Here is a 25,468-nt window from a genome sequence, read left to right as displayed (position 1 = left end):
CCCGAAGGGCTCGATCCGGATGTCATCTTACTGGATAAAGCCTGCAAGCTTCTCGCGGGCTGCATCGCTGACCCAGTCGCTCCAGACGTCGGAGTAGTTCGTCAGGAAATAGACCGTGGTTTCCTCGCCGGAGGCGTTGTTGCTCTCCTGCCAGGCCAGAACCTCGTTCATCTGATCGTTGGTGAAAGTCAGGTTGGTCAGCATTTCCGCAATGGCGGGATACTTCCCTTCGAAGTCGGTCGTGACGACCGTCTTTACCGGCCCAACCGGATAGGAGGACATGCCTACGTCGAGGCAGTCCGGGTCGGCATTACACATATGGTTCTTCTCGTTGTATGGCCCGAGATCGACCTGCGTCATGTCATACTTGCCAAGGATGCTCGTCGGACCCCAGTAGTAACCGAGCCAAGGCTCCTTGTTCTCGTAGGCAGAGGCGATGGAGGTTGCCATCGTCTCGCCGGAACCGTGCTGGAACACCTCGAAGCCGTTACCTTCCAGATCAAGAGCGCGGATGATGCCCGCGTTGGTGTTCTTGCAGCCCCAGCCTTCCGGGCACTGATTGAAACGACCGCCGACCAGTTCGGGGTTGGCCAGCAGGCCTTCAATGGTGGTCAGTTCCGGATATTCTTCGGCCAGATAGGTGGGGATCCACCAGCCCTCCACACCGCCGGGCAACAACACGTCGGTCAACGTGGTGATCGTACCGGCTTCGGACAGCTTGCCGTAGGCGGGCGTGCCGTTGATCCAGAGTTCGGTCACGATGTCGGGCTTGCCGGTCTCGGCGACCGAGGCCAGCGCCGGCGTGGTCGAGGACGGGATGACCTTGACGTCGCAGCCGTAGCCCTGTTCCATCAGGAACGTGGCGACGCCGGTGACGACAGCAGCCGAGGCCCAGTTCATCTCGGTGATGACGATCTCGCCTTCGCAGGCTTCCTGAGCGGCAGCGGCACCGCCGAAAGCGCCGCCGAAAGCGCCGACGGACGCAGCGGCAAAGGCCGTCGTGATAAGAAACTTCTTCATATATCCACATCTCCCAGTGGTAAGATTATTCCATCGACTACCCAGTCGACGGGGCTGACCCAGAGTATGGGTCGCGCAATGCAAACCCGGATTTACGCTGAACGGGTCTGGCAGAGAAGGTTGCAAGCGCAGCGGTGGAGGTCAACCAGCTTTTACGACGCACCTGGTCAGATTGCGACATCCACGTCCGGCAGGTTCAGTGCCCGGATCAGATCGCGAACCTCTTGACGGGCAGCAATATTCGACAAATTCAGGTTGGCGATTCCGATGTCCTTGAGGTCCAGAAGCGTCATTCCGCGAGGGAACAGTTCGCGGAAGATCACCCGTTCGGTAAAACCGGGGGCAACGCGGAAGCCGATGCGTTTCGACAGGTCTTCCAGTGCCTGACCCATCTTGCGCTTGTTGTGCATTTCCTGCGCGCCAAGACGGTTCCGCAGGACGATCCAGTCAATCGGCTTCAAGCCCGCCTTGGCCCGCAGCTGCCGCGCATGCCAGACCATTTCGGAATAGACCGATGGCCCGATGATCTTGCCGGTATCGGCGTCGACGCGGGCCAGCAGGTCAAAGTCCACGAAGCTGTCGTTCAGGGGTGTGACCAGCGTATCGGCCAGGCTGTGCGCGACCTGGCTCAGCCGGGTGTGGCTGCCGGGGCAGTCGATGACGATGAAATCACAGGTCTCCTCCAGTTCAGCGACGGCGAGGCCGAGGGATTTATCGAACGGGTTCTCGCCTTCGGCCAGATCGGTGCGATCGACCTTGGGCAAACCCATGACAACAGGTGTCGGCAGCGTCGTGTCATGGCGCGCGCCGTATTCGATCCGGTTTTCCAGATAGCGGGTGAACGTCCGCTGCCGCAGGTCCAGATCCAGCGCACCGACCCGCAGGCCGGACCGGACCAGCGCGGTCGCGGTGTGCATGCAGGTGGTCGATTTTCCCGATCCACCCTTTTCGTTGCCGAAGACGATGATGTGCGCCATTGGCCGCTGCCCCACTCTGTGTCCCGACCTTCCTTAAGGGCAGAAACCGTGGATGCCCAGAATCAGCGAATCGGTGGGCCAATGAAAATCCACAGGGATGGCAAAAACAGCGCGAATTTGCGCATCGCGTCGCCGGAAACGTGAAACGCCGCCCCGAAGGACGGCGTTTCCGATTGTCGCTGCAGAAGGCTTAGAAGCCGAGACCAGCGTATTTGTTCTTGAACTTGGACACGCGACCACCGGTATCCAGCAGGCGCGAGTTGCCGCCGGTCCAGGCCGGGTGCACGCTGGGGTCGATATCCAGCGACATCTGGTCGCCTTCCTTGCCCCAGGTCGATTTCATCTGGACGACCGAACCGTCGACCATCTTCACGTCGATGACGTGGTATTCGGGATGCAGATCCTTTTTCATCACGTCTCTCCTTAGCTGGCTTTGGGGGCGCGGTAGTTCGTCTGCTCGACGATACGGGCCGATTTGCCGCGACGGGTGCGCAGGTAATACAGCTTGGACCGACGCACGCGACCACGGCGAACCACGGTGATGCTGTCGATATTGGTCGAATGCAGCGGGAAGACCCGCTCGACGCCTTCGCCAAAGCTGATCTTGCGAACCGTGAACGACCCGGCGATGCCCTTGCCATTCTTGCGGCTGATGCAGACGCCTTCGTAATTCTGCACACGCGTACGCGTGCCTTCGGTCACCTTGAAGCCGACGCGAACGGTGTCGCCGGCCTTGAAGTCGGGAAGCTCGTGTCCGAGCGCGGCGACTTGTTCCGCTTCGATCTGTGCAATCAGGTCCATCGGACCCTCCTATGGTTACGACGCGGTTTGCCCGCGGATGATGTCCTGCGTCTTTGCGACGCGGCTGTTTTTTGTTCTCCGGCCGCATGGCGGTCCGGCGCACGCAGAGCGTCCCGGCAGACCGGGGCGATACGTCCGCGCGTCCTACATCGGAGCCGGAGGTGGTGCAAGAGGTCTCGGGGCCTGCTGCAGACGGCGAGCGGGGGGCTTCCCTCGCGTTCGCTGGAACAGTTTCTGAGCAGAAAGCGTGGGTCAGTCCTTCTCCAGATACTTCGCCCAGAGATCGGGACGGCGGTCCTGCGTCAAACGCTCGGATTGTTCGCGCCGCCAGTCTGCCACATTGCCGTGGTGGCCCGAGGTCAGGACTTCGGGTATTTTACGGCCCATCCATTCATTCGGCTTGGTATATTGCGGATGTTCAAGAAGGCCGTGGGAGAAGCTCTCCTCCTCGGTCGATGCTGAATTTCCCAGCACGCCAGGCAGCAGACGCACGGTCGCATCCAGCAGGGCCTGCGCCGCAATCTCGCCGCCGGTCAGGACGAAATCACCGATACTGACTTCGATCATGTCGAAATGTTCGATGACTCGTTCATCGACACCTTCAAATCTCCCACACAGCAGCGTCACACCCGGACCAGCCGCCAGATCGCGCGCCATGGCCTGTGTAAACGGACGACCGCGCGGGCTGAGGTAGATCATTGGGCCGCCCTTGCCATCGGAGCCCCTGGTCTCGGCCAGTGCGGCGCCCACGACGTCAGGCCGCAATACAAGCCCTGCACCACCCCCAGCAGGCGCGTCATCGACGTTGCGATGTCTGGTCAGGCCGAAGCGGCGCAGATCGACGGTGCGCAGCGACCAGATACCGCTTTTCAATGCGGTGCCGGTCAGGCTGTGGCCCAGCACACCGGGAAAGGCTTCGGGGAACAATGTCACGACACTGGCACGCCAACTGTTCGGGCGAACCGGAGTTTCGGCCATCAGGTCACGCGGCTCACGAGACGCGCGAATCGATTTCTGGCCGTGGGATCGGGTTGGAAAGGTCATGCCCCGTCCCTTAGCGAAGGGATGGGGCATGAGGAAGCATCAGGCGATGGCGAAAATGCCGAGCGCAGCCAGCAGGAAGATAATCAGCGCAACGACGATCAGGATTTTCGCTCCAGTCAGAGCGGCCCCCGAAACGCGGCCCATGCCGAGAAATGCCGCGATTGCGGCGATGGCGAGAAGTGCGAGAATCCAACCGAGCATAGCGGTCTCCTGATGTTAATAAATGTCATTGCTAACGTGCAGTGGGGCTAGGTGGTTCCCAAGCCATGCGCATCAAAGACATCGGAAGTGGGTGCGCGCCCCAAACAACTCGCGGTTTATCGGCACTGGCCAGGGGCGCGACCCGCCCACCGGGCAGGAGAGCATCGTGCGGGGACTGGCCGACCGTCAATCGGTGGTGTCGCTGTCTGCATCTTCGTCATCGCCGGGCATAAGACCCTTCGGCGGATCAAGAACAATTCGGCCCGACGCCAGATCGACGGTCGGCGCGACGGCCCGTGTAAAGGGAAGCAGCACCGTCGCGCCGCCTTTGGGGCGTAATTCCAGAAGGTCGCCCGCGCCGTGGTCGTGGACCGCGTGAATCTTTCCCATCTCGACTCCGCCGGTATCGAAGGCGGTCAGTCCGATCAGGTCGGAGTAGTAATATTCGTCGTCGGGTAATTCGGGCAGGGCGTCGCGATGAGCCCATAAACGCTGCCCCTTGAGAGCATCGGCGGCTTCTTTCTGGGATATCCCGGACAGGTGAACGGCATAGCCGCCCTTGATCGGTCGGATCACGGTCAGTTTGGATGTCGTCCCGTTGTCGAGAGTCAGGGGACCATAGTCGCCGATGGCGCTGGGATCGGAGCAAAAGCTTTTGACACGGCATTCGCCGCGCACACCGTAGCTGCCCATGACGGCCCCGAGGCAGACGTGATCTTTCATGGATAGTGTATCCTTAGAGCCTGGGCGACAGTCCCGCGAAGCCGGTTGTCAATGCATCAACGGTCAAGAGTGCGGCCCGGATGCGCCGGATGACGCCGCGACCCGCAGGAAATGAAGCGGGACGATGCCAGCGGTCGCTTCGGGCATCAGGATCGAGATACTGAAATGCCAATGTGCCATGCGATTGGACCGGACTTTCGGGGTGAGCGCCGGGCGAGTCAATTCCGTTCGCCCGAGGATGGGGCGCAGGCACGTGGCCCACGCCCCGTTTGCCCGGTTACTCGGACTTTTCTTCAGCGGCGGCTTCGGGAGCCTCATCAGCCGGGGCTTCCTCCGCAACTTCTTCTGCGGGCGCGTTTTTTGCCTCTTCAGCGGCGGCCTCGGCAGCGGTGGCTTTCGCGGCCTTTTCCTCGGCGCGGGCGACGGCCTGCTTGCCGGGCTCGCCCTTCTTGAGGTTCGCACGCTCTTTCTTCGGCAGCACGTCGGCGGCCTCGAGGAAGCGGGACACGCGATCGGTGGGCTGGGCGCCTTCGCCGAGCCAGTACTGCACCCGCTCCATGTTCATCTTGATGCGGTCTTCCGAGTCCTTGGAGAGCAGCGGATTGTAAGTGCCCAGCTTCTCGATGAAGCGGCCGTCACGGGCCATGCGGCTGTCGGCTGCGACGATGGAGTAATGCGGGCGCTTCTTGGAGCCGCCGCGGGCGAGCCGGATCTTCATTGCCATGATATTGTTCCTTGTTTTCCGTAATTTACGATTGATGTTTCTGATGGTGGTGGATGACTTCCTCGATAATGAAAGCAAGGAATTTCTTGGCGAAGTCGGGGTCCAACCCCGCCTCTGACGCCAGCTTTTCAAGCCGGGCGATCTGTGTGGCCTCCCGTTCCGGATCGGACGGCGGAAGGGCGTGTTCGGCCTTGAGGACACCGACCGCCTGCGTGTGGGCGAAGCGCTCGGCGAGAGTGTAGACCAGCACCGCATCCAGACGGTCGATGCTGGCGCGGTGATCCGCCAGAATGGCAGCGGCGCGGGTTGTAGCATCGGTCATATTGGCCTTCCGATCTGTTGTGCGGGACGTGCATACGGCAGTGCATACGCGGGTATTATACGTGTCATACCTTGCTGGCGCACGGTCGCGACGCGCGATTGGTGGAGCGGTGCGCCAATGATCATAGCCCGAGATCCACATCGGACGCGCCGTCGAGGACGGGGCGGGTGAAGGTGCAGTCGTAGATGACGGTACAGGTGATCATGCGGTGCCCCGCTGGTGTCGCCAGACGGTGACCTGGCCATTGAGCAACAGGCCGTCGGGATAGGCCCCCAATCGGCGGGCGAGATTTTCCGACCGCGTGTTTCCAGGGGCGATGTAGCTGACCAGCGATGGCAGCCCGAGCGCGGTCCACGCGAACTCGTGAACGATGCGCGCGGCTTCGTATGCCAGGCCGCGACCTTCGTGTTCGGCAGTCAGAAGCCAGCCCAGTTCGTGTTCCTCATCGCCCGGCTCGGTTCCGATGAGGATGAACCCTGCAATGGCCCGGTCAGCCAGTTCAATCGTCCACATGCCATGGCCACGCAGAAGCCATGTGGCCGTCATCGCACAGAAATCGGCCCAGCTTTCCGACGGCGACGATGGCCCGCCTTCGAAGACGGCACGGTCGCTTCCGGTAATGGAATGCAGCACATCGTAGTCCGCCAGATGCGGCGCGCGCAGCGTGCAGCGCGACGTATGCAGGACCGGCACGATGGCCTCGAGCGCAGAGGCGCGGGCAGCGGCGGGCGGTGTGACGGGAATGGTGAGCGGAGTTATCATGCGGCGATTTTCGCGGCAGGATGGCGCCAGTTCCAGATGAGCGACCCGAAGCTGCGCCATGCGGCGGTCGGATTGCCGTGGCCCGCAAAGAAGCCTGCGGCATCGGTCTGCATGAAATCAGCGCAGGCCGACCAGTCCACCACCTGTGGCGGATGGAGGGTCAGGCGCTCGGCCGCGAGCGCCGGGGTATCGGCGGGACGTGGGGTCACTTCTTCTTGCCGAAGCCCGACAGTCCGGGGGGCAACATACCGCCGCCGGGCAGTCCGCCACCGCCAAAAGGGTTTTGTCCGGGCATGTTACCCAACTGCTTGGCGGCAGCCTGCATGGCGGCCGGGTCCATCTGCGACGGGTCGGGCGCGCCGCCGCCTTTGCCCATCATGCCCATTGCCTTCTTCAGCATGCCGCCCTTGCCCATTTTCTTCATCATGTCCGCCATCTGACGGTGCATCTTGAGAAGCTGGTTCAGCTCGGGCACTTCCAGCCCCGCGCCCTTGGCGATGCGCTTCTTGCGGCTGGCCTGCAACAATGCGGGGTTGGCGCGTTCCTTCTTCGTCATGGAATCGATCAGCGCGATCTGACGCTTGAGCACGTTGTCGTCCAGGCCCGCCTTGTCCATCTGCTTGGCCATCTTGCCCATGCCGGGCATCATGCCCATCACGCCTTCCATACCGCCCATTTTCTGCATCTGGGTCAGCTGGCCCTTGAGATCGTTCATGTTGAACAGACCCTTCTGGAAGCGCTTCATCATGCGTTCCTGGGCCTCGACCTCCATGACTTCCTGGGCCTTTTCGACCAGGGCCACGATGTCGCCCATGCCGAGGATGCGACCGGCGATGCGCGAGGGCTCGAAGGTTTCCAGCGCGTCCATCTTCTCGCCCATGCCGACGAAGCGGATCGGCTTGCCGGTGACGGCGCGCATCGAGAGCGCCGCGCCACCGCGCCCGTCGCCATCCATCCGGGTCAGGACGACGCCGGTGACGCCGACCTTGGCGTCGAATTCCTGCGCCACCTCGACGGCGACCTGACCGGTCAGGCCATCAACGACCAGCAGGGTTTCGCGCGGCTGGACAGCGGCGTGGACGGCGGCCACCTCGTCCATCAGCACCTGGTCGATCTGAAGGCGACCGGCGGTGTCGAGCATGTAGACGTCGTAGCCGCCAAGCGCGGCCTGCTGCTTGGCGCGTCTGGCGATGTCGACGGGGGTCTGGCCCGGCACGATCGGCAGGGTATCGACGCCGATCTGGCCGCCGAGGATGGCAAGTTGCTCCATGGCCGCCGGTCGGTTCACGTCGAGGGACGCCATCAGCACACGTTTGCCATCGCGATCCTTGAGCCGCTTGGCCAGCTTGCCGGTGGTGGTGGTCTTGCCCGAGCCCTGCAGGCCGACCATCAGGATCGGCGCGGGCGGGTTGTCGATTTTCAGGGGCGGGATGCCGTCTTCGCCCGCAAGCACCTGTTGCAATTCGTCATGGACGATCTTCACGACCTGCTGGCCGGGTGTGATCGACTTGGTGACGGCGGCGCCGGTGGCCTTGGCGGTGACGCGCTTGACGAAATCGCGGGCCACGGGCAGCGAGACGTCGGCTTCCAGCAGGGCCACGCGGACTTCGCGCATCGCGGTGCGGACGTCATCCTCGGACAGTGCGCCCTGTTTCGTCAGGCGGTCGAAGACGCCGCCAAGGCGGTCTGACAGGCTCTCGAACATCGCTCTCTCCTATTTGGGTCCTCCCACATGTGGGAAGCCCCGGCGAAATGCACAAACGCCCCCGCGGGCGTACAACGCTGGCGGAGGTCGATCCCCATGATCACGGGGACCGGAAGTCTGAACGCTTCCGGGTTGGCGGGCGGATACGCGGGGTGCCCCCGCCTGTCAAGGCAGGCAGAGGCAGCGGTGTTAGGTCAACGCCAAAGGATCAGCCGGGCAGAGTGCCGACAGGACCGGCGATCTGGTTCACCTCAAGCGCAGTGTCGTACGGAACGGACAGGGCGACGCGTTCGACATCATCCTGGCCGGTTCCATCAAGGATTGCAGAGATGTTATGCGCCCAGAGCGACGCGGCATGCGCCGAAACCTCGGCCAGCATTGCGACGGGCAGAAAGTATAAAGCGGACAGTTTCTGAAAGTTGGGGGTCATGGGGCTATCCTCATGTTGGAGGGCAAATGCACAGTCCAACGCCGCAGACAGTCGGGACGGTTCCGTATAATAAGGGCGCCGTGCAGAAACCTGCCGACGCCCTTTTTTACAAACGCTCAGAGACCTGCGGATCAGGCGGCCAGCGCGTCGATTTCCTGCTGCGCCTCGTTCACGGCGGCCTCACCTTTCGACCCTTGCTGATCGGCGGAAACGAAAGACACGTCCGTGATGCCGATGAAGCCGAGGATGTGGCGCATGTATCCGGTGGCGAAGTCGATCTCGGACCCGACTGGCGTGCCGCCGGAGGCGACGGCCACGATGGCGCGCTTGCCTTCCAAAAGGCCGACCGGACCGGTCTCCGTGTATTTGAACGTCACGCCTGCGCGACAGACGAGGTCGATCCATGCCTTGAGCGCGCCGGGCACGGTGAAGTTATAGATCGGCAGCGCGATCAGGATGAGATCAGCATCCTGAAGTTCGGAGACGAGCTCATCCGACAGGGAAAGCGCGGATTTCTGTGCATCGTCGCGGGCCTGCGCTTCCGTGAAGTTCGCAGAAACCCAGGTTCCGTCGATCTGCGGTACGGCCTTGGCCCCCAGGTCGCGGCGCGTAGTGGCACGACCGACTTTTTCCTCGATCCGGTCGAGCAGGGCTTGGGTGGTCGAACCGGAGGCCTTGGCGGAGCTGTCGATACGTAGAATATTCATGAAAATGTTCCTTGCGAAGTGGATGGAGGAGGTGTTGGCGATGCTTTGGTCTTGCGTCACAGATATCTGTGCGAACGGGCAATTAAACAGGCATCGCCGCAGATTGACTGTGCGTTATTGCGCTTATCGCATAGGATGATGGATAAGGACGGCATGGATCTGCCTTGTTCCTTACCGACAGGGCCAAACGCGCCTGTTACTGTGACCGAACCGGGATCGCGTCGAATGGTGGAGAACCGCACGGATGGCATTCAATGACTGGGACGAGGTCCGCACGGCTTTTCAGGTGGCGCGGCTGGGCACGGTATCGGGCGCGGCACAGGTGCTGGGGGTCCATCATGCGACGGTGATCCGTCATATCGACAGTCTTGAGGGTAAACTGGGGGCCAAGCTGTTTCAACGGCACGCCCGTGGTTACACCCCAACCGAGGCGGGGCTGGACCTGCTGACTGTGGCGCAGTCGACCGACGATCAGTTGGCGCAGCTGGCCAACCGCATCCGGGGGCGCGGCAACGAAATGACGGGCGAATTGATCATCACGTCGCTGGCCATCCTGGCACCGCTGCTGTCGCCTGCGCTGGCTGCCTTCCGCGAGGAACATCCTGAACTGACGATCAAGTTCCTGACGGACGAACGTGTGTTCCGACTGGAATACGGCGAGGCGCATGTCGCGATCCGCGCGGGAAACCCGCCCGATCAGCCCGATAACGTAGTCCAGAAGTTCTATCATCAGGGTTTCGCGCTTTATGCGTCGAAGGACTACATTGCCAAGCACGGTCGCCCGGATACGTTGGAAGAGGTTGGCGATCACATGTTTATCGGGTCGGCCGAGGATGTGCCGCGCGCGCCTTTCTTTGCATGGCTCAAAAAGCACATCCCCGAGCGGAACATCGGCTATCGCGTCAATCAGATCACGGCGGCGCGGCCTGCCGTTCTGGCCGGTCTGGGCATCGGCTTCTCGACGACCTGGGCCGAGCGCGACTGTGGCGAGACAGAGATGATCTTCCCGCCGCGCCCTGAATGGAACAGCCAGTTGTGGCTGGTCACCCACGTCGACCTGCACCGCACGGCCAAGGTTCAGACATTTCTGGCCTTCCTGAAGGACTGGTCGACCCGCTGGCCCGTTCTGGAAGATTAAGGCCGAGCAGGAAAAGCAGGGTTATCCATATAATAGTATTACATTCAGTGGGTTAAGTGCGCGTCTAATAATTTGTCGCCCTGTCGATGGCATGGGGTATAACGATAATGTGAATGACGTCGCGGCATGGGGTCGGATTTGGACTTTTTCAAACAACGCGACGCGCTGTTCTGAACGAGGAGACACTGATGACGGGAAAAATCGTGGTTGGCTACGACGCGAGTCCGAGCGCCAAACGCGCGCTCGACTTCGCGCTGGATGCCGCCCTCGCGAACGGCAGCGGGCTGATCGTGGCCCATGTACTCGAGTGGTCGCCCTATACATTCCTGACCAAGGAAGAGATTGAGGAACGGCATGCCCGGCGCAATATGGAACTCGCCCGCGCGGAGGAGGCGATTCTGAAGCCTGCCGTAACGGGCCTGGGCGCCAAGGGGGTTACCGTCGAGACCGTTTCGCGGTTCGGAAACATCGCAGAAGTCCTCGCCAAGATCGCAAGGGACCAGAAAGCAGAACAGATCATCGTCGGTCGAACCGGTCATTCCGGGCTGACGTCGCGACTGTTCGGATCGGTTGCCGGTTCGCTGGCACAGGCGGCGCCGGTCGCCGTCACGATCGTTCCGTAATCCCCGAAGGAGTGACATCATGAATACCCAAGTCAAGATACTGGGACTGGCGGCACTTGGCGCGGCGGTCTCGGCAGTGCCGGTCATGGCGCAGAGCATCGACGAACAGGTCAATGCGGTCTTCGCATCTTCGACCGGATGGTTCGTGAACCTGATCTTCTCGTCGTTTCCCGGAACCAGTTTCCCTTGGATCGTCGGTTGGCTGGTCGTCGCGGCGACCATCTTTACCATTTATTTCGGGTTCATTCAGTTTCGCGCCTTCGGTCATGCCATCGCACTGGTGAAAGGCGATTATTCCGACCCCGACGACGCGGGCGAGGTCAGCCACTTCCAGGCGCTGGCGACAGCGCTGTCGGGCACGGTGGGCCTTGGCAATATCGCCGGTGTTGCGGTTGCCATCGGCATCGGCGGTCCGGGGGCGACCTTCTGGTTGATCCTTGCTGGGCTTCTGGGGATGGCATCGAAATTCACCGAATGCACGTTGGGTGTGAAATACCGGAACGAATATCCGGACGGGACCGTCTCGGGCGGGCCGATGTATTATCTCACCAAGGGATTCGAGGAGCGTGGTCTGCCCATGGGCAAGATCCTTGCGGTCCTGTTCTCGATCTTCTGTATTCTCGGTGCCTTCGGCGGCGGCAACATGTTTCAGGCCAACCAGGCACATGCGCAGATCACGAACGTGGTCGGTGATTATCCGGGCTGGATCACTGGGATCGTCTTCGCGGTGATCGTGTTTTCGGTGATCGTCGGCGGACTGAAGTCCATCGCCTCGGTCACGGAGAAGATCGTGCCGTTCATGGGCATCCTTTATGTCGTGACCGCGCTGATCATACTGTTGATGAACTATGATCGTATCGGCTGGGCCTTCGGCGAGATATTCGACGGGGCGTTCACCAATACGGGCATCGCGGGCGGTGCGGTTGGCGCGCTGATCCAGGGCTTCAAGCGGGCGGCATTTTCCAACGAAGCAGGGGTCGGTTCGGCGGCCATCGCCCACTCGGCGGTGCGCACCAAAGAGCCGATCACCGAAGGCTTCGTCTCGCTGTTGGAGCCGCTGATCGATACGGTGATCATCTGCACCATGACGGCGCTGGTCATTATCATCACCGGGCAATTGGTGGTCGATGCCGAAACGGGGCGTTACCTGCTGGATGAGGGTGCGAGCACCATTCAGACGGTCGACGGCAACAAGGGCGTGGCGCTGACGTCGGCGGCCTTCTCGGCATCCTTCGGAGGGTTCCAATACGTCCTGGCGGTTGCCGTGATCCTGTTCGCCTTCTCGACGATGATCAGCTGGTCCTACTATGGTCTCAAGGCCTGGACCTTCCTGTTCGGCGAAGGACAGACGACGGAGCTGGTGTTCAAGCTGCTGTTCTGCGTCTTCATCGTGATCGGCGCGGCGGCCAGTCTTGGGCCGGTGATCGACTTCTCGGATGCGGCGATCTTCTCGATGGCGATCGTGAACATCATCGGTCTCTATCTGCTGATGCCGATCGTCAAACGCGAGCTGAACAGCTACATGGCGCGCCTCGACTCGGGAGAAATCCGCAAGTTCGCCTGACGCACGGTCAGGCGGCACAGTGATGAAAGGCCGTCTTGCGGTGCGTCCCAGACCTTTGGAGGATACGAGAATGGCGAGGCGCCGGAATTTCACAGATCAGTCTGCCAAGGTGGCGTTGGAAGCGCTACGTGGTGACAAGACCGTGCCGGAGATCGCGGCGAAGCAAACCTTGGGATCGAACACCTCCGGAATTACCCTGATTTACCCGCAGGTCGAGGAGACAGCGATTGGGTATAAAGTCCAGAACGTCGCAATTAGAGCTGTCCAGGAGTTGGTAATACTCAACCTGCGAATGAAGCTTGAAGTTGTGTCGAAGCGTTGTGTGCGCAGTGCGAGCAACAAGAGCAGTTGGAAAAAGATGGTAGCGGACCAAGCCAGAAACAGCACCCAGCGAAAAAGGGACATGACGGGCAAGGCCACTTCGGTCCAGCCTGAGGCGCAGCCGAGACCATGCAGCCCATAGATCGCGCTGAAACTGGCCAGCCAGACCAACAGGGGCAACAGGACGCGCAGCAACTCTTTCACATGATCATCCCCGGCAGATGGACCGCGAGCAGGATCAGCACCGTGATCGCCGCCAGATAGTCAGTCCAGAGCGCCACCACTGCGAATGCCGCTCGACGCCGGGGTGAGGTGTAGCCACGCCGGACTTGCAGGATCAAAAAGCTTTGCATCAGCATGACGAGCAGGGCATGGGCCAGCCCGTAAGCGCCGAGGATCAGCAGGGTCGCGGCATAGGCATGGCCGTCCGGGGGCGGCAGGCGGAACAGCATCAGGCCGAAAACCACAACCGTGGCCGCTGTTGCCAGCAGCGCCGGAACGAGGGCGGTCATAAGGGCGGCACCCGCGCGGTTGCGGCGGGCGCTCAGGTGCTGGGCTATGGCGCCTGTGAGCGCTGCACCGGTGCCGAGGCCAAGTTCGGCCCAGGAGGGAACAAACCATTGGGCAGGCGGCCAGCCCGGCGCGACCGTCCAGAGGAAAGCATAGCCAAAGAGCAGGGAGCCGAAGAAGGTGGCATTGGCCACCAGTAGGAAGATCGAGCCCCACCAGCCCGGCGATCTGTCGCCTTCGCTCGCCAGCGGCAGTGGCTCGCCGCGCCCCGCCTCTTGTAGCCCCTGATCGGCCCGCGCGCCCAATTGCCAGACCCAGACCAACGCCAGCGCTGCAACACCCGCAAGTGCCAGCGGTGTGAACCAGAAGAGCTTGAGCAGGATCGACAGGAAGAATCCGCCCGTCATCGCCGCCATCAGGATCGGCAGCCGGGTATTGCCGGGGTAGATGACAAGCGCCTCGGGGCGGCCGCTGGCAGCATCGACCATCAAGGTCTCGCGTCGGGCCGCCTTGGGCGCGCCCAGATAGCCGTCGCCCATGGCCAGCCGGTTGGCCAGGTCCGGGGTGTTATAGAGCGGGGTGCGGTCGCTCACCTCGGGCAGGCTGGCGAAATTATAGGATGCTGGCGGCGACATGCCGGCCCATTCCAGCGTGCCGGCCTGCCACGGGTTGCGCCTGCTGCGCTCGGCTACGAAGGCATGGATAATGATATCGACCAGCACCAACGCGAGGCCGATCGCCATGACGAAACTGCTGACGGAGGAGATGAAGTTGATCGTCCCCCAGCCGGACTCGGCATCATAGGTCTCAATCCTCCGGCGCTGGCCCAGCAGGCCGACCCAATGCATCGCCAGAAAGGTGCTGTGAAAGCCGAGGAAAATCAGCGCGAAGGCCAATTCGCCCAGCCGGAAAAGGCGTTTGCGCCCACTCACCAGCGGTAACCAGTAATAGATACCGGCCAGCATGGGGAAAACAAAACCACCGAACAGAACGTAGTGAAGATGGGCGGTGATGAAAGCGGTGTCATGGGCCTGCCAGTCGAAAGGCACCACGGCAACCATCACGCCGGTCAGTCCGCCGATCACAAAGGTTACGAAGAAGCCGAGGATGTGCAGCATCGGCATGTGCAACTCTGGCCGACCCTTCCACATTGTGCCGATCCAGGCAAAGATCTGCACGCCGGTCGGCACCGCCACCAGTGTCGAGGCAGCAGAGAAGAACGCCAACCCCATAAGCGGGATGCCGGTGGTGAACATGTGGTGCACCCAAAGCCCGAAGCTGAGGAACGCCAGTGCCATAATCGAGGCGACGATCCAGCCGTAGCCCAGCAGCGTGGTACGGGCCATCACCGGGATCACGGTCGAAATTACTCCGGCGGCGGGCAGGAAGATGATATAGACCTCAGGATGTCCGAAAAGCCAGAACAGGTGCTGCCAGAGAAGGCTGTCACCCCCCAAATCGGCCTGAAAAAACGGCAGGCCGAAGGCGCGTTCAACCTCCAGCAACACCGAGCCGAGGATGAGCGGCGGGAAACCTGTGAGGATCATCAGCGAGGTGACCAGCGCGTACCATGCAAAGATCGGCATCTTGTCCAGCGACATGCCCGGCGCGCGGTATTTCAGGATCGAGACGGTGAATTCCACCGCCGCGCAGATCGCCGAGATTTCGACAAAGGTGATGCCGATCAGCCAGACATCAGTGTTAATCCCTGGCGAATACAACGGCCCGGTAAGCGGCGGATACATGAACCAGCCGCCATTTGGTGCGATGCCGAACAACATCGCCACCAGCAGCAATGCACCGCCGAAAGCATAACACCAGTAGCCATAGGCGGTGAGCCGCGGAAAGGCGAGATCGCGGGTGCCCAGCATTTTCGGCAGCAAGTAGATTGCCAGCCCCTCGAAGGCGGGAATGGCAAAGAGGAACATCATGATCGTGCCATGCATCGTAAAGAACTGTGCAAAGGCACCGGCATCGACAAAGGCGGAGTCGGGCGTGGCCAGTTGGGCGCGGATCAGCATGGCCAACACGCCGCCGACAAGGAAGAAGAAGAAGGCGGTAAAGAGGAACATCCGACCAAGGTCGGAATGGTTCACGCTGCTGGTCCAGCCTTTCCAGCCCGGATCGGAAGCCCAGATCGCCTGCAGTTTACGGTGACGGCGCAGCGCGTTCATGGTGTCCCCTCCGCGACAAAGGCGGCCCAGCCGGCCGGGTCATGGGCCTTGACCGAGAAGACGTGCCGGCGATAGCCTTCGCCGTTGTACTCGGCGGTAAGGCCACGGTAGGTCCCGGGAGCATCGGCCTCGATCCGTAGCACATTCACATGGCCGGGAATGGCGTCCAGCTTTCCAGCCAGCCGCGGCACCCAGAAACTGTGCACCACATCCCGGCTGGTGATCGCAACATCGATAGGCCGCCCGGCGGGGATGTGCAGCAGGTTCTCGGTGATATAGCCGGGGCGGTCGTCATAGGAAAAACGCCAGGCCCATTGCCGGGCCTCGGCCTGGACCCGCACGACATCCGCCGCGACGCGGGGCATCAGCCGCTCGCCGGCGACCAGACCATAGGCCAACAGGGCTGTGAGGACCGCAATGGAAAAACACAGGCCCAGACCGATGATCCAGACCTTTTCATCCCGCGCTGCGTCCCCTTCGGTCCGGCGTACCCTGAAGGCGCCGATCACCAGTGCAACCACCAGTGCAAGGATCAGCCCGGCACCGATGAACATCACCCACCAGAGCGTTGCGATGACGCGCGCCGCTGGGCCCGCCGGATCGACCACCGACAGATCGCCGCTGCAACCAATCAATAGGCTCAACGTTGTCCCTGCAATCATCCCGCGAAGGAGCCTGCCCCGATGAGCGAGCAGAATAGCGAAACGGCCGAGGAGCGGCTGACCGACCCGATCGCTTCCCAACCCGGCTACCAAGAGACCGAGACCCGCGTCGCGCTCGAGGGGCACCCGATCCATGCCATGAGCGTGGCCTTTCCCATCGCGCTGTCCTTCTGTCTCCTGGGTGCGGATCTGTTCTATTGGTGGACCGGCGATGCCTTCTGGGCACGCGCTGCACTCTGGGCGGCGGGTACCGCCTTCTTCCTTGGCGTGCTGGCAGGGGTTTCCGGCACCGCCGAGCTTTTGCTGGTGACCGGCATCCGCTCTCGTGCTGCGGCATGGACACATGCGATCATCGCCGTCACCCTGCTGGCAGTGTTGGGGGCGAACTGGGGCCACAGGCTTTATGGCTACGAGGCGGGGGTGCTGCCCTATGGCATCCTCCTGTCGGGGCTCGGTGCGATGATGGTGGGGTTTACGGGTTGGCATGGGGGCAAACTGGTCTTTGACTATCGTTTGGGCACGTCGAAGGGCAACTGACCGCCGCGCGGCTCCCGCAGCCAGTCGGGTAGAGGGATCTCTCCCAGTTCGGGCTTTCCGAGGACCAGCATGAGGATGGCGATGACGGGAATGCCCACGGCGGTGACCGGAAGGTAGGACCGGGGCGGGCGGTATTTTTCAGGCTTCTCGGCCACCTGCACCACCAGATGCCCGATCCAGGCATGAGCGGCGGCAAGGGCCGCGACAAAAAGCAGCTTGGCATAGAGCCAGGGGACAAAGACTTCGCGAAAGAAAATAAGCCAAGTGCCCGCCACCACCGCGACAATGGCCGCGGGGGTGGTGAGGATGGCATAGGTCATATGGGTGGCCCGGCGGATGCGGCCGTAGTCTTCCGACGTGGCGTCAGGATCATGGCGCGACAGCATCAGCGGCAGGGCCAGCAGACCGGCGCACCACAGGATGAGCGCGGCAATATGCACCCCCTTGAAGAGTGTGATCAGTACCGGCAACCAGCCGTTCACTTGGTGCCGACCCGCAGCGTCGACCATCCGCGCCGGGCCACGGCCCCTGCGACGACCGCATAGGGCAGGCCCGCGGGCACCCACATCAGGATGCCGCCAAGCTGCTGGTCCGTCAGCGGCGTAAATCCCCAGTCGAAGGGGGCTATGGCATGTGCGGCGTAAAGCGCCTCTGGCGCGAAAGTCAGTATCGCGCCCAGCATCCCCATCTGCGCAAAACCGGCGACAAGCAGCATGATGCCTTCCACCGGCGTGCGCCAGGGCGCAAGGACGGCACGCCAGAACCACAGGAAGGACCCCAAGAGCGTGACCTGCATGAGCCAGTAAACGCCAACGTGCGAAAGCGCGAGATCATAGGCCGCTGGAAGATGCCAACCCCAGAGCACAGCCGTAGAGACCACGAAGGCCCCCATCGCCCCACCGGCCCGCCGTGCGGGCCATGCGCAGGCCAGCAGCGGCGCGGCGACGGCGACCAGTAGCACATGATGCACCACCCGCGCCGAGAACAGGGCCGAGGAGAGCGCGCAGAGCGGTGAAACGAAAGCCAGAACCAGAACGCCCACGGCTAACATCCCCTGGTGGCTGCGGGCGCATATGACGATCATGGAGAGCAGGAGCAATGCGGTCAGAAGGAGCGGATCGAAGTTCCAGCGAACCCAAAAATCCTCCGGCCCCGGTGCCGGTCCACAATAGGTTCGGATCCAAGAATCGCTGAGCAAGGCCTTCTTTTCCCATCCGTCGTTCCCTTACTGGAACGCCGCGCGCGCGTGGTTCGTTCCACACGAAATGAGACACGGTTGGTTTTCATACCGTCGATCAATTCCGCGATCAATTTTCTTGACCCGCAACTAAACCGATCCAGCTTTTTACCAGACGGCGCATTGCGCGCCCGGTCACAAGCAACATTTGGAGGGGTCACTTGTCTTTTCCGACGCGTCGCAAAATTCTGAAATCCCTGCTGTTGGGCGGCTCCGCCATGGCCGCCCCTTCAGCCGTGTTCGGCGCGCTTTATGGCCGGGGCGAAGGGATGCCGTGGGAGCCAATGAAAGGCCAGCCGCCCTATTACGGCACACAAGAGGACAACTTTTTCACAGCCGAAGAACGGGCGACCACTGCGGTGATCTGCGCGCGGTTGATTCCGTCGGATGAGGACGGACCGGGCGCGACCGAGGCGGATGTCATCTCCTTTCTTGATCGGCAGATGGCCGGATTCTATGGCCGCGGGCAGCATTGGTATATGGAGGGCCCCTTTGCTGAAGGCACGGCAACCCAAGGCTACCAGAGCGAACACCCTCCCGCGCAGCTTTACCGCTATGCGCTTGCCGAATTGGACAACTACTGCCGCGACCGGCATGACGCCGCTTTTGCCGGTTTGTCAGAGGCGCAGCAGGACGAGATCCTGAAAGGAATGGACGAAGAAGAGATCACTTTCGAAGGGGTCTCGGCCAAGGCGTTTTTCGATCTGATCCTGAAGAACACAATCGAGGGCTATTTCGCCGATCCGATCTATGGCGGCAACCGCGACATGGTGGCTTGGCAATATGTGAGATTTCCAGGCACCCGCTATGATTACCGCGATTTCGTGAAGCACAATGGGGCGCGTATTGATCTGCCGCCGGTCAGCCTGATGGGCCGCCCCGGATGGAACAGCCTTGAGTGAAACACGAGGTGAACGCATGACGAATCATCTTCCAAAGGTTGACGTGGTTCTGGTCGGTTTTGGCTGGACCGGGGCGATCTACGCCGAGAAGCTGACCGCCGCCGGGATGGAGGTGCTGGCGCTGGAACGCGGGCCGTGGCGCGATACGCCCAAAGATTTCGCGACTACATTCGCGCAGGACGAGTTGCGCTATTACTGGCGCCACGGAATGTTCCAGGAGACATCGCAGTCCACCGTCACGTTTCGCAACAACGGCGCGCAGACGGCTTTGCCGATGCGGCACTGGGGGTCCTTCCTGCCCGGCAATGGCGTAGGCGGATCGGGCGTGCATTGGAACGGCCAGACCTACCGCTTTCTACCTTCGGATTTCGTGGCCAAGAGCCATAACGCGGAACGCTATGGCCCGCTGCCTGAGAACATGACGATCCAAGACTACGGCGTCACCTACGAGGAGTTGGAGCCGCATTTTGACTATTTCGAGAAAATCTGCGGCATCTGCGGCACGGCGGGCAACCTGCGCGGCGATATCCAAAAGGGCGGCAATCCTTTTGAGGGTCCGCGCAGCGACGAATACCCCAATCCGCCGATGGAGATGACTTTCTCGCAGGACCGTTTCGAGGCCGCAGCGCGAGAAATGGGTTTGAACCCCTTCCCGGTGCCCTCGGCAAATATGTCGCGCGCCTATGTCAATCCGCTTGGGCTGCAGTTGGCCCCCTGCACCTATTGCGGCTTTTGCGAGAAATATGGCTGCGGCAATTATGCCAAATCCTCGCCGCAGACCACGATCATTCCGGTCTTGATGCAACGGCCGAATTTCACTCTGCGCACGGATTCCGAAGTGCTTTCGGTCGAGAAATCCGCCGACGGCACGCGGGCCACGGGCGTCACTTACGTGGATACCAGTGGCGAACGCTTCTTCCAGCCCGCCGAAGTGGTGGTGCTCTGTGCTTACCCTCTGGAGAACACGCGGCTGATGCTCTTGTCCGAGATCGGCACGCCCTATGATCCGCAGACCGGCGAGGGGGTAGTGGGCAAGAACTACTGCTATCAGGTAATGTCCGGCGCGACGGTTTTCTTCGACGAAGAATATACCAACGGCTTTGTCGGCGCGGGCGCGCTCGGCATGGCGGTGGATGAATATAACGGTGATAACTTCGACCATTCCGGGCTGGGCTTTATCGGGGGCGGGTATATCGCCTGCTACACTACCAACGCCCGCCCGATCGAAAGCCATCCGGTGCCAGACGGCGTGCCGGGGTGGGGGAGCGAATGGAAACAGTCGGTCCGGGCAAATTTCCTCAAGACCACCACGGTTGGCGTGCACGGCGCTTCGATGGCGCATCGCAGCAATTACCTTGACCTGGATCCGACATATACAGACCGACACGGTCGGCCGCTCTTGCGCATGACCTATGATTTCACTCTCAACGACCGTCGCCTGACTGCTCATATCACCCCCGTTGCCGAAGAGATTGCCCGGGGCATGGGGGGACGCGAGGTCAATGTGGCCGAGCGCAAGGGGTCCTATGACTCGATGCCGTACCAGACAACCCATAACACCGGCGGCACGATCATGGGGAACGACCCGCAGACAAGTGTCTGCAACCGCTATTGTCAAAGCTGGGATCTGCATAATCTCTTCGTAGCCGGGGCAGGGCTTTTTCCTCAAAACGCGGGCTACAACCCGACCGGAACCGTTGCGGCGCTGGCCTATTGGACGGTCGCGGCGATCATCGATCAATATATGGCCGATCCCGGCTCGCTGGTGCAGGCGTGAGACGGCTGGCCCTGATAACCGCCTTCTGCGGCGCGAGCTTTGCCCTTGGTGAAGGACAGGCGCAGGAGCTCTCCTCCTCAGAAGTTGAGCGCGGCCGCTATCTGACGCAGGCCGGCGATTGCAAAGCCTGCCACACTGATATTGAGAACGACGGCATTCCATTCGCCGGGGGGCGGGCGCTGATGACGCCTTTTGGCACGATTTATTCGGCCAACCTCACCCCCGATGACGAGACTGGACTGGGCCGCTGGACGCGCGAAGATTTCTACAATGCACTGAACGAGGGTATCGATGACGAGGGCCGCCACCTCTACCCGGCGATGCCCTATCCCTATTTCACCCTGATGACGCGGCAGCAGACCGATGCGATCTTTGCCTATCTACAGTCGCTCGAGCCGGTGCAAGTGGAGGAACAGGAGAACGATCTGCCGTTCCCCCTCAACATCCGCATGTCAGTGAGCGGCTGGAAGCTGTTGTTCTTCGATGACGAGGAATTCGTGATCAATCCGGATCGCTCTGAGGAATGGAACCGTGGCCGTTTTCTTGTGGACGGGCCTTTGCACTGCGGCGCCTGCCACTCGGGCAAGAACCTGCTCGGCGCCAGCAAGGATGACGAGTACCTGCGCGGGGGAACGCTACAGAACTGGTTCGCGCCTAATATCCGCGGCGGTGAGAATGGCGGTATTGCTCATTGGGACGAGGACGATATTTTCGAATTTCTGAAATACGGCCGGGCTGAGCATAGCGCGCCAATGCAGCGCATGGGCGAGGTCGTTGCGATTTCCACCCAGTTCCTGCAAGAGGAGGACCTGCGGGCCGTCGCCACCTATCTCAAGAGCCTCGACGATACGTCGCGCGAGCCGGAAGAAGCGCCCGAAACAGCTCGGCTTGAGGCGGGCGAGGGGATTTATTTCGACAACTGCGCCGCCTGCCATGCGACCGATGCTTCGGGCGTGCCCTATTTCTTCGCACCACTTGGCACGTCGAACAAGCTGCACGCCAAGGATCCGTCGACCGTGATCCGCATCATCCTCGGCGGCGCCCGCGCCCAGCCGACCGAGACGGTCCCCAGCATGCTGGCAATGCCACCCTTCGCTTGGAAACTCACCGATACGCAGATCGCTGACCTGCTGACCTTCCTGCGCAATACCGGAGACCGCCGGAGCGGCGCGGTTTCGGCGGAAGCGGTGGCCGAGATGCGCGAATATCTTGCCGAAGAATATTGAAGGTAATCCGATGAGCCAAACCCACTCTTTCAATGCCGCGACGATAGGTCTGATACTGGGTTTGTGCCTCACGAAGACGGCGGGGGCGGAACCGCTTTATCTTGGCGAGGAAGAATACAGCACTGACGACCGCAGCGTCATGGCTGCTATCATAGAGCATTGCGTTGGGTTACAGGCGGACGCCGAGAAAGCAGAAGCTACGCGTGTTTTTGGGGTGGAAAGAGACGAGGAAGACAGGCGCGAAACGGACATTGGGCCTGCGTCATTTTCCGTTGAGAAACTTGGGATTTCAGTCGACCAACTTGCTTCCGGAGATGAGGACGGGGAGGCGCCGGACTTTTCACAGGTGACTGCGGAACAATGCAGCGCAGCAGGCATCATCTATTAGAGGAAGTCGCCCACTGTGCGGATTCCATAAGGCTTTCCCTGCCCGTTTGATCATGGTTTCTCCTCAGGACGTGAAACGTCTTGCTCATGATAGGCTTCCTTTTGGCGATGCGGGTCGTCTCCCCGATGCGTCGCGGCGATCCGCCGCAGCATTGCCAACGCGCACGGGCTTTGGGCGTTTTAATGGCCCCCGGGACGATGGCGTTGACGCGTATTTTCTCACAGGCCAGCTCCTGCGCCATCGATTGCATCAATTGCTTAACGTCCCCCCCCTTGGCTGTCGCCTATGCCCTGATGCCTGGAAACATCGTCGGCATCTCGATGGCGCTACTCTTGCTGGCGGATGTCGCCCCGGCGGCTGCTTGCGGGCAAGGCCTGCGACGCGGACAACCTGCGTAACTGGTTGTGCAACCGACAGATCAAGGCAGTCACCCCTTCCACCGCCAGCCGTCGCACCCCTATCCGCTGGATCGTGAAGCCCACCGTCGGCGCAACGTCATCGAAGGCATGTTCTGCAAACTCAGGAACTGGCGACGGATCGCCAGCAGATACGACCGGTTGGCGGCCAGATACCTCGCCGCTCTCGCCCTCGTATTCATTGTAATCGCGTGGACTTAACACCTAACTACGCCCGTCCTGACTCAGGGCGGCTTTTTTCTATGCGATCAACTGCATTTCGAAAATCCGCAGTTGGCGCAGGTCGCGCATCCTTCAGCCATGTGAACGGCGAAGCTGCCGCAATTCGGGCAAGCGGGTCCGGGGGGCGCGGGCGCGGTATCGCGATGGGCAGGGTCGACCTTGAGGCCCAAGCCTTCTCCGGCCAGAAATCCGGTGGCGATCATATGCCGTTCGATCACGCCGCCGATGGCCGCAAGGATCGAGGGCACGTATTTGCCCTGCACCCAGGCCCCGCCGCGCGGATCGAAGACGGCCTTCAGCTCCTCGACCACGAAAGACACATCGCCGCCGCGCCGGAACACCGCCGAAATCATCCGGGTCAGCGCGACGGTCCAGGCGAAATGCTCCATGTTCTTGGAGTTCACGAAGATCTCGAAAGGGCGTTTCTGACCGTCAATGTCGATATCGTTGATCGTGATATAGAGCGCATGTTCCGACGCGGGCCATTTGATCTTGTAGGTCTCGCCGGTCAGCCGTTGAGGCCGGTCCAGCGGCGCGAACAGGTGGACGATCTTGGGGGTTTCCGCGATGGGCGCTGCGGGCATCTCTGTCGAAAGGACCGATCCGGTGATCGCGTTCGGTCTATAGGTCGTGCAACCCTTGCAGCCAGTCGCCCATGCTTGAAGATAGACGTCCTTGAAAGCATCGAACGTTATGTCGGCGGGCACGTTGATCGTCTTGGAAATGCTACTGTCGGTCCATAGCTGCGCGGCGGCCTGCATGGCGATGTGATCGCCGGGCGTCAGGTCCGCGACGCTGACCATATGGTCGGGCAGGGGTGTATCCCCATGCAGTTCGCGCCACTTGGCGACGGCGAAATCCGCGACCGTCTCTTCGGTGCGGGTGCCGTCGGGTTGCAGCACCTTGCGGGTGTATTCCTGCGCGAAGATCGGCTCGATTCCCGAGGACACGTTCCCCGCCAGCAGGCTGATCGTGCCGGTCGGTGCGATGGAGGTCAGCAGCGCGTTCCGCAGGCCATGTTCGGCGATCGCGTCGCGCGTATCCGTATCGAGCCGTTGGACCATGGGGGCCGCAAGGATCGCTTCGCGGTCATAAAGCGGGAAGGTGCCCTTTTCCGCCGCCAGTTCGGCCGAGGTCAGATAGGCCCTGTTCGCAATCGTGCTCAGCCAATTGGCCGTGGCGTCAACCGCTTCGGGCGCGCCATAGCGCAGCCCGCACATCGCCAGGGCATCGGCCAGCCCGGTCACGCCCAGCCCTATGCGGCGCTTGGCGCGGGCTTCGTCCGCCTGCGCGGGCAGGGGAAAGCGGCTGGCGTCGACGACATTGTCCATCATGCGAATGGCCGTGGCCGTCAGGTCGGCCAGTGCATCGAGGTTCACACTGGCCCGGTCGGTGAACGGATTGTCCACAAGTTGCGCCAGATTGACCGACCCCAGAAGGCAGGCACCATAGGGCGGCAAGGGCTGCTCGCCGCAGGGGTTGGTCGCGGCAATGGTTTCTACGTAGGACAGGTTATTGGCGGCGTTGATGCGGTCGATGAAGATCACGCCCGGTTCGGCATAGTCATACGTCGCCTGCATGATCGCGTTCCATAAATCGCGGGCACGCAGGGTGCGATAGGTCACGCCGCCGAACACCAGCGGCCAGTCGCCGTCGGCATCCACCGCTTCCATGAACGGGTCGGTCACCAGCACCGACAGGTTGAACATCCGCAACCGGGTCGGGTCGGATTTCGCCGCCACGAAATCCAGCACGTCGGGATGATCGCAGCGCAGGGTCGCCATCATCGCGCCGCGCCGCGACCCGGCGGACATGATCGTGCGGCACATGGCGTCCCACACGTCCATGAACGACAGCGGGCCGGAGGCATCGGCGGCCACGCCGGTCACGCTCGCGCCCCGGGGCCGGATGGTCGAGAAGTCATAGCCGATGCCGCCCCCCTGTTGCAGGGTCAGGGCCGCTTCGCGCAGGGCGGAGAAGATACCCGACATACTGTCTTCGATGGTGCCCATGACGAAGCAGTTGAACAGCGTGACGCTGCGGTCGGTGCCGGCACCCGCGATGATGCGACCGGCGGGCAGGAAGCGAAAATCCTGCAGGGCGGACCGAAACCTGGGCGTCCAGTGCGCCGGATCTGCCTCGGGTGCGGCCAGCGCGGATGCGATGCGGTCCCATGTCGCGTCGATATCGGCGTCCAATGGCGTGCCGTCAGCGGCCTTGAGCCGGTATTTCATGTCCCAGATCTGCCGCGCGATGGGGGCGGCGAAGGACGAGGACGAATCGGTCGCGGTATCGGGCATGGCGGTCACGTTTCGCTAGGGATGGTTGCGCGCGCGCGCGGGAGGTCTAGATATA

The 25,468-nt window shown here is 61.7% G+C and carries 29 protein-coding genes and 1 pseudogene; 9 read left to right on the top strand and 21 right to left on the bottom strand.

All coding sequences use genetic code 11. The annotated features are described in order from the left end of the window. Positions 1–27: 27 nt before the first annotated feature. The 14 genes from AC13C2_RS13680 to AC13C2_RS13615 all read right to left on the bottom strand — a co-directional run bounded on the left by AC13C2_RS13680 (position 28) and on the right by AC13C2_RS13615 (position 9,422). Positions 28–1,020: an ABC transporter substrate-binding protein gene (locus tag AC13C2_RS13680; protein WP_474522484.1), complete on the bottom strand. Its 993-nt coding sequence runs from the start codon at positions 1,018–1,020 to the stop codon at positions 28–30. A gap of 167 nt (positions 1,021–1,187) precedes the next feature. Then, on the bottom strand, positions 1,188–1,997 hold the full coding sequence (locus AC13C2_RS13675; RefSeq protein ID WP_092760257.1) for a division plane positioning ATPase MipZ: 810 nt from the start codon (positions 1,995–1,997) through the stop codon (positions 1,188–1,190). Positions 1,998–2,187: 190 nt separating this feature from the next. Next, positions 2,188–2,409, bottom strand: a complete 222-nt coding sequence (rpmE, locus tag AC13C2_RS13670; protein ID WP_339643976.1) for a 50S ribosomal protein L31 — start codon at positions 2,407–2,409, stop codon at positions 2,188–2,190. An 11-nt stretch (positions 2,410–2,420) separates the two neighbouring features. After that, a complete protein-coding gene (rplS, locus tag AC13C2_RS13665) occupies positions 2,421–2,798 on the bottom strand; it encodes a 50S ribosomal protein L19 (RefSeq protein WP_092760261.1) in 378 nt (125 codons plus the stop codon). 252 nt (positions 2,799–3,050) lie between these two features. After that, a complete protein-coding gene (gene trmD, locus AC13C2_RS13660) occupies positions 3,051–3,842 on the bottom strand; it encodes a tRNA (guanosine(37)-N1)-methyltransferase TrmD (protein WP_482887134.1) in 792 nt (263 codons plus the stop codon). Positions 3,843–3,881: 39 nt separating this feature from the next. Continuing rightward, entirely contained in the window at positions 3,882–4,043 is a 162-nt protein-coding gene (locus AC13C2_RS13655) for a DUF1328 family protein (protein WP_482887133.1), read from the bottom strand. Positions 4,044–4,229: 186 nt separating this feature from the next. After that, complete coding sequence (gene rimM, locus AC13C2_RS13650; RefSeq protein ID WP_482887132.1) at positions 4,230–4,766, bottom strand: ribosome maturation factor RimM; 537 nt, start codon at positions 4,764–4,766, stop codon at positions 4,230–4,232. 277 nt (positions 4,767–5,043) lie between these two features. After that, positions 5,044–5,490, bottom strand: coding sequence for a 30S ribosomal protein S16 (gene rpsP / locus AC13C2_RS13645; RefSeq protein WP_474522483.1), 447 nt, complete (start codon positions 5,488–5,490; stop codon positions 5,044–5,046). Positions 5,491–5,515: 25 nt separating this feature from the next. Then, complete coding sequence (locus AC13C2_RS13640) at positions 5,516–5,812, bottom strand: chorismate mutase (RefSeq protein WP_092760269.1); 297 nt, start codon at positions 5,810–5,812, stop codon at positions 5,516–5,518. A gap of 201 nt (positions 5,813–6,013) precedes the next feature. After that, positions 6,014–6,574 (bottom strand): GNAT family N-acetyltransferase, encoded by a 561-nt coding sequence (locus tag AC13C2_RS13635; protein ID WP_482887131.1) that lies wholly within the window; start codon positions 6,572–6,574, stop codon positions 6,014–6,016. Then, a complete protein-coding gene (locus AC13C2_RS13630; protein ID WP_482887130.1) occupies positions 6,571–6,783 on the bottom strand; it encodes a hypothetical protein in 213 nt (70 codons plus the stop codon). Before AC13C2_RS13630 ends, AC13C2_RS13635 begins: the two co-directional genes overlap by 4 nt. Beyond that, the gene (ffh, locus tag AC13C2_RS13625; RefSeq protein ID WP_092760275.1) at positions 6,780–8,279 is read right to left on the bottom strand and encodes a signal recognition particle protein; all 1,500 of its coding nucleotides are present in this window, start codon (positions 8,277–8,279) and stop codon (positions 6,780–6,782) included. Before ffh ends, AC13C2_RS13630 begins: the two co-directional genes overlap by 4 nt. A gap of 208 nt (positions 8,280–8,487) precedes the next feature. After that, positions 8,488–8,709 carry a hypothetical protein gene (locus AC13C2_RS13620; protein ID WP_474522480.1) on the bottom strand — a complete coding sequence of 74 codons (222 nt, stop codon included), beginning with the start codon at positions 8,707–8,709 and terminating at the stop codon, positions 8,488–8,490. Positions 8,710–8,840: 131 nt separating this feature from the next. After that, positions 8,841–9,422 (bottom strand): FMN-dependent NADH-azoreductase, encoded by a 582-nt coding sequence (locus AC13C2_RS13615; protein ID WP_339643984.1) that lies wholly within the window; start codon positions 9,420–9,422, stop codon positions 8,841–8,843. Between the two features lie 238 nt (positions 9,423–9,660). On the opposite strand from AC13C2_RS13615, the gene AC13C2_RS13610 reads away from it, so the two are divergent. The 3 genes from AC13C2_RS13610 to AC13C2_RS13600 all read left to right on the top strand — a co-directional run bounded on the left by AC13C2_RS13610 (position 9,661) and on the right by AC13C2_RS13600 (position 12,741). After that, positions 9,661–10,554, top strand: coding sequence for a LysR family transcriptional regulator (locus tag AC13C2_RS13610; RefSeq protein ID WP_482887129.1), 894 nt, complete (start codon positions 9,661–9,663; stop codon positions 10,552–10,554). Between the two features lie 188 nt (positions 10,555–10,742). After that, positions 10,743–11,177: a universal stress protein gene (locus tag AC13C2_RS13605; protein WP_092761213.1), complete on the top strand. Its 435-nt coding sequence runs from the start codon at positions 10,743–10,745 to the stop codon at positions 11,175–11,177. 19 nt (positions 11,178–11,196) lie between these two features. Next, on the top strand, positions 11,197–12,741 hold the full coding sequence (locus AC13C2_RS13600) for an alanine/glycine:cation symporter family protein (RefSeq protein ID WP_482887128.1): 1,545 nt from the start codon (positions 11,197–11,199) through the stop codon (positions 12,739–12,741). 201 nt (positions 12,742–12,942) lie between these two features. Here AC13C2_RS13600 and AC13C2_RS13595 read toward each other — a convergent pair whose 3' ends face one another. From AC13C2_RS13595 to AC13C2_RS13585, 3 genes are read right to left on the bottom strand one after another with little or no spacing between them, the layout of a single operon-like run. Further along, a complete protein-coding gene (locus tag AC13C2_RS13595; protein ID WP_092760283.1) occupies positions 12,943–13,266 on the bottom strand; it encodes a hypothetical protein in 324 nt (107 codons plus the stop codon). Then, positions 13,263–15,746, bottom strand: a complete 2,484-nt coding sequence (gene ctaD, locus AC13C2_RS13590) for a cytochrome c oxidase subunit I (RefSeq protein WP_482887127.1) — start codon at positions 15,744–15,746, stop codon at positions 13,263–13,265. The genes AC13C2_RS13595 and ctaD overlap by 4 nt, the downstream gene beginning before the upstream one ends. Continuing rightward, complete coding sequence (locus tag AC13C2_RS13585) at positions 15,743–16,390, bottom strand: cytochrome c oxidase subunit II (protein WP_339643940.1); 648 nt, start codon at positions 16,388–16,390, stop codon at positions 15,743–15,745. The genes ctaD and AC13C2_RS13585 overlap by 4 nt, the downstream gene beginning before the upstream one ends. A gap of 39 nt (positions 16,391–16,429) precedes the next feature. On the opposite strand from AC13C2_RS13585, the gene AC13C2_RS13580 reads away from it, so the two are divergent. After that, entirely contained in the window at positions 16,430–16,945 is a 516-nt protein-coding gene (locus tag AC13C2_RS13580) for a DUF2231 domain-containing protein (RefSeq protein WP_482887126.1), read from the top strand. Here AC13C2_RS13580 and AC13C2_RS13575 read toward each other — a convergent pair. Together AC13C2_RS13575 and AC13C2_RS13570 are read right to left on the bottom strand one after the other, a co-directional pair. Further along, complete coding sequence (locus tag AC13C2_RS13575; RefSeq protein ID WP_482887125.1) at positions 16,915–17,415, bottom strand: CopD family protein; 501 nt, start codon at positions 17,413–17,415, stop codon at positions 16,915–16,917. The two genes, AC13C2_RS13580 and AC13C2_RS13575, sit on opposite strands and share 31 nt — an antisense overlap. Before the next feature lie 8 nt (positions 17,416–17,423). Next, entirely contained in the window at positions 17,424–18,029 is a 606-nt protein-coding gene (locus AC13C2_RS13570; protein WP_482887124.1) for a cytochrome c oxidase assembly protein, read from the bottom strand. Positions 18,030–18,343: 314 nt separating this feature from the next. On the opposite strand from AC13C2_RS13570, the gene AC13C2_RS13565 reads away from it, so the two are divergent. The 4 genes from AC13C2_RS13565 to AC13C2_RS13550 are packed head-to-tail and all read left to right on the top strand — an operon-like array spanning position 18,344 to position 22,475. Then, positions 18,344–19,084: a gluconate 2-dehydrogenase subunit 3 family protein gene (locus AC13C2_RS13565; RefSeq protein ID WP_092760293.1), complete on the top strand. Its 741-nt coding sequence runs from the start codon at positions 18,344–18,346 to the stop codon at positions 19,082–19,084. A 16-nt stretch (positions 19,085–19,100) separates the two neighbouring features. Beyond that, entirely contained in the window at positions 19,101–20,861 is a 1,761-nt protein-coding gene (locus AC13C2_RS13560; protein WP_424337756.1) for a GMC family oxidoreductase, read from the top strand. Beyond that, positions 20,858–22,087: a c-type cytochrome gene (locus AC13C2_RS13555; RefSeq protein ID WP_482887123.1), complete on the top strand. Its 1,230-nt coding sequence runs from the start codon at positions 20,858–20,860 to the stop codon at positions 22,085–22,087. Before AC13C2_RS13560 ends, AC13C2_RS13555 begins: the two co-directional genes overlap by 4 nt. A 10-nt stretch (positions 22,088–22,097) precedes the next feature. Beyond that, positions 22,098–22,475, top strand: coding sequence for a hypothetical protein (locus tag AC13C2_RS13550; RefSeq protein ID WP_482887122.1), 378 nt, complete (start codon positions 22,098–22,100; stop codon positions 22,473–22,475). Here AC13C2_RS13550 and AC13C2_RS13545 read toward each other — a convergent pair. After that, positions 22,465–22,743 (bottom strand): annotated as a pseudogene (locus AC13C2_RS13545) (SDR family oxidoreductase); the annotation flags it as partial. The gene AC13C2_RS13550 and the pseudogene AC13C2_RS13545 overlap by 11 nt on opposite strands. 136 nt (positions 22,744–22,879) lie before the next feature. Here AC13C2_RS13545 and AC13C2_RS13540 point away from each other — a divergent pair. Further along, positions 22,880–23,092, top strand: a complete 213-nt coding sequence (locus AC13C2_RS13540) for a transposase (RefSeq protein ID WP_482887121.1) — start codon at positions 22,880–22,882, stop codon at positions 23,090–23,092. A 47-nt stretch (positions 23,093–23,139) separates the two neighbouring features. Here the strand turns inward: AC13C2_RS13540 and AC13C2_RS13535 are convergent, their stop codons facing one another. Next, a complete protein-coding gene (locus tag AC13C2_RS13535) occupies positions 23,140–25,413 on the bottom strand; it encodes an adenosylcobalamin-dependent ribonucleoside-diphosphate reductase (protein ID WP_482887120.1) in 2,274 nt (757 codons plus the stop codon). Positions 25,414–25,468 lie beyond the last annotated feature (55 nt).

This window comes from Jannaschia sp. L-14R, from assembly GCF_056857695.1.
Note: the sequence above shows the minus strand (reverse complement) of the source record. Positions and strands in the feature narration are given on the sequence as shown.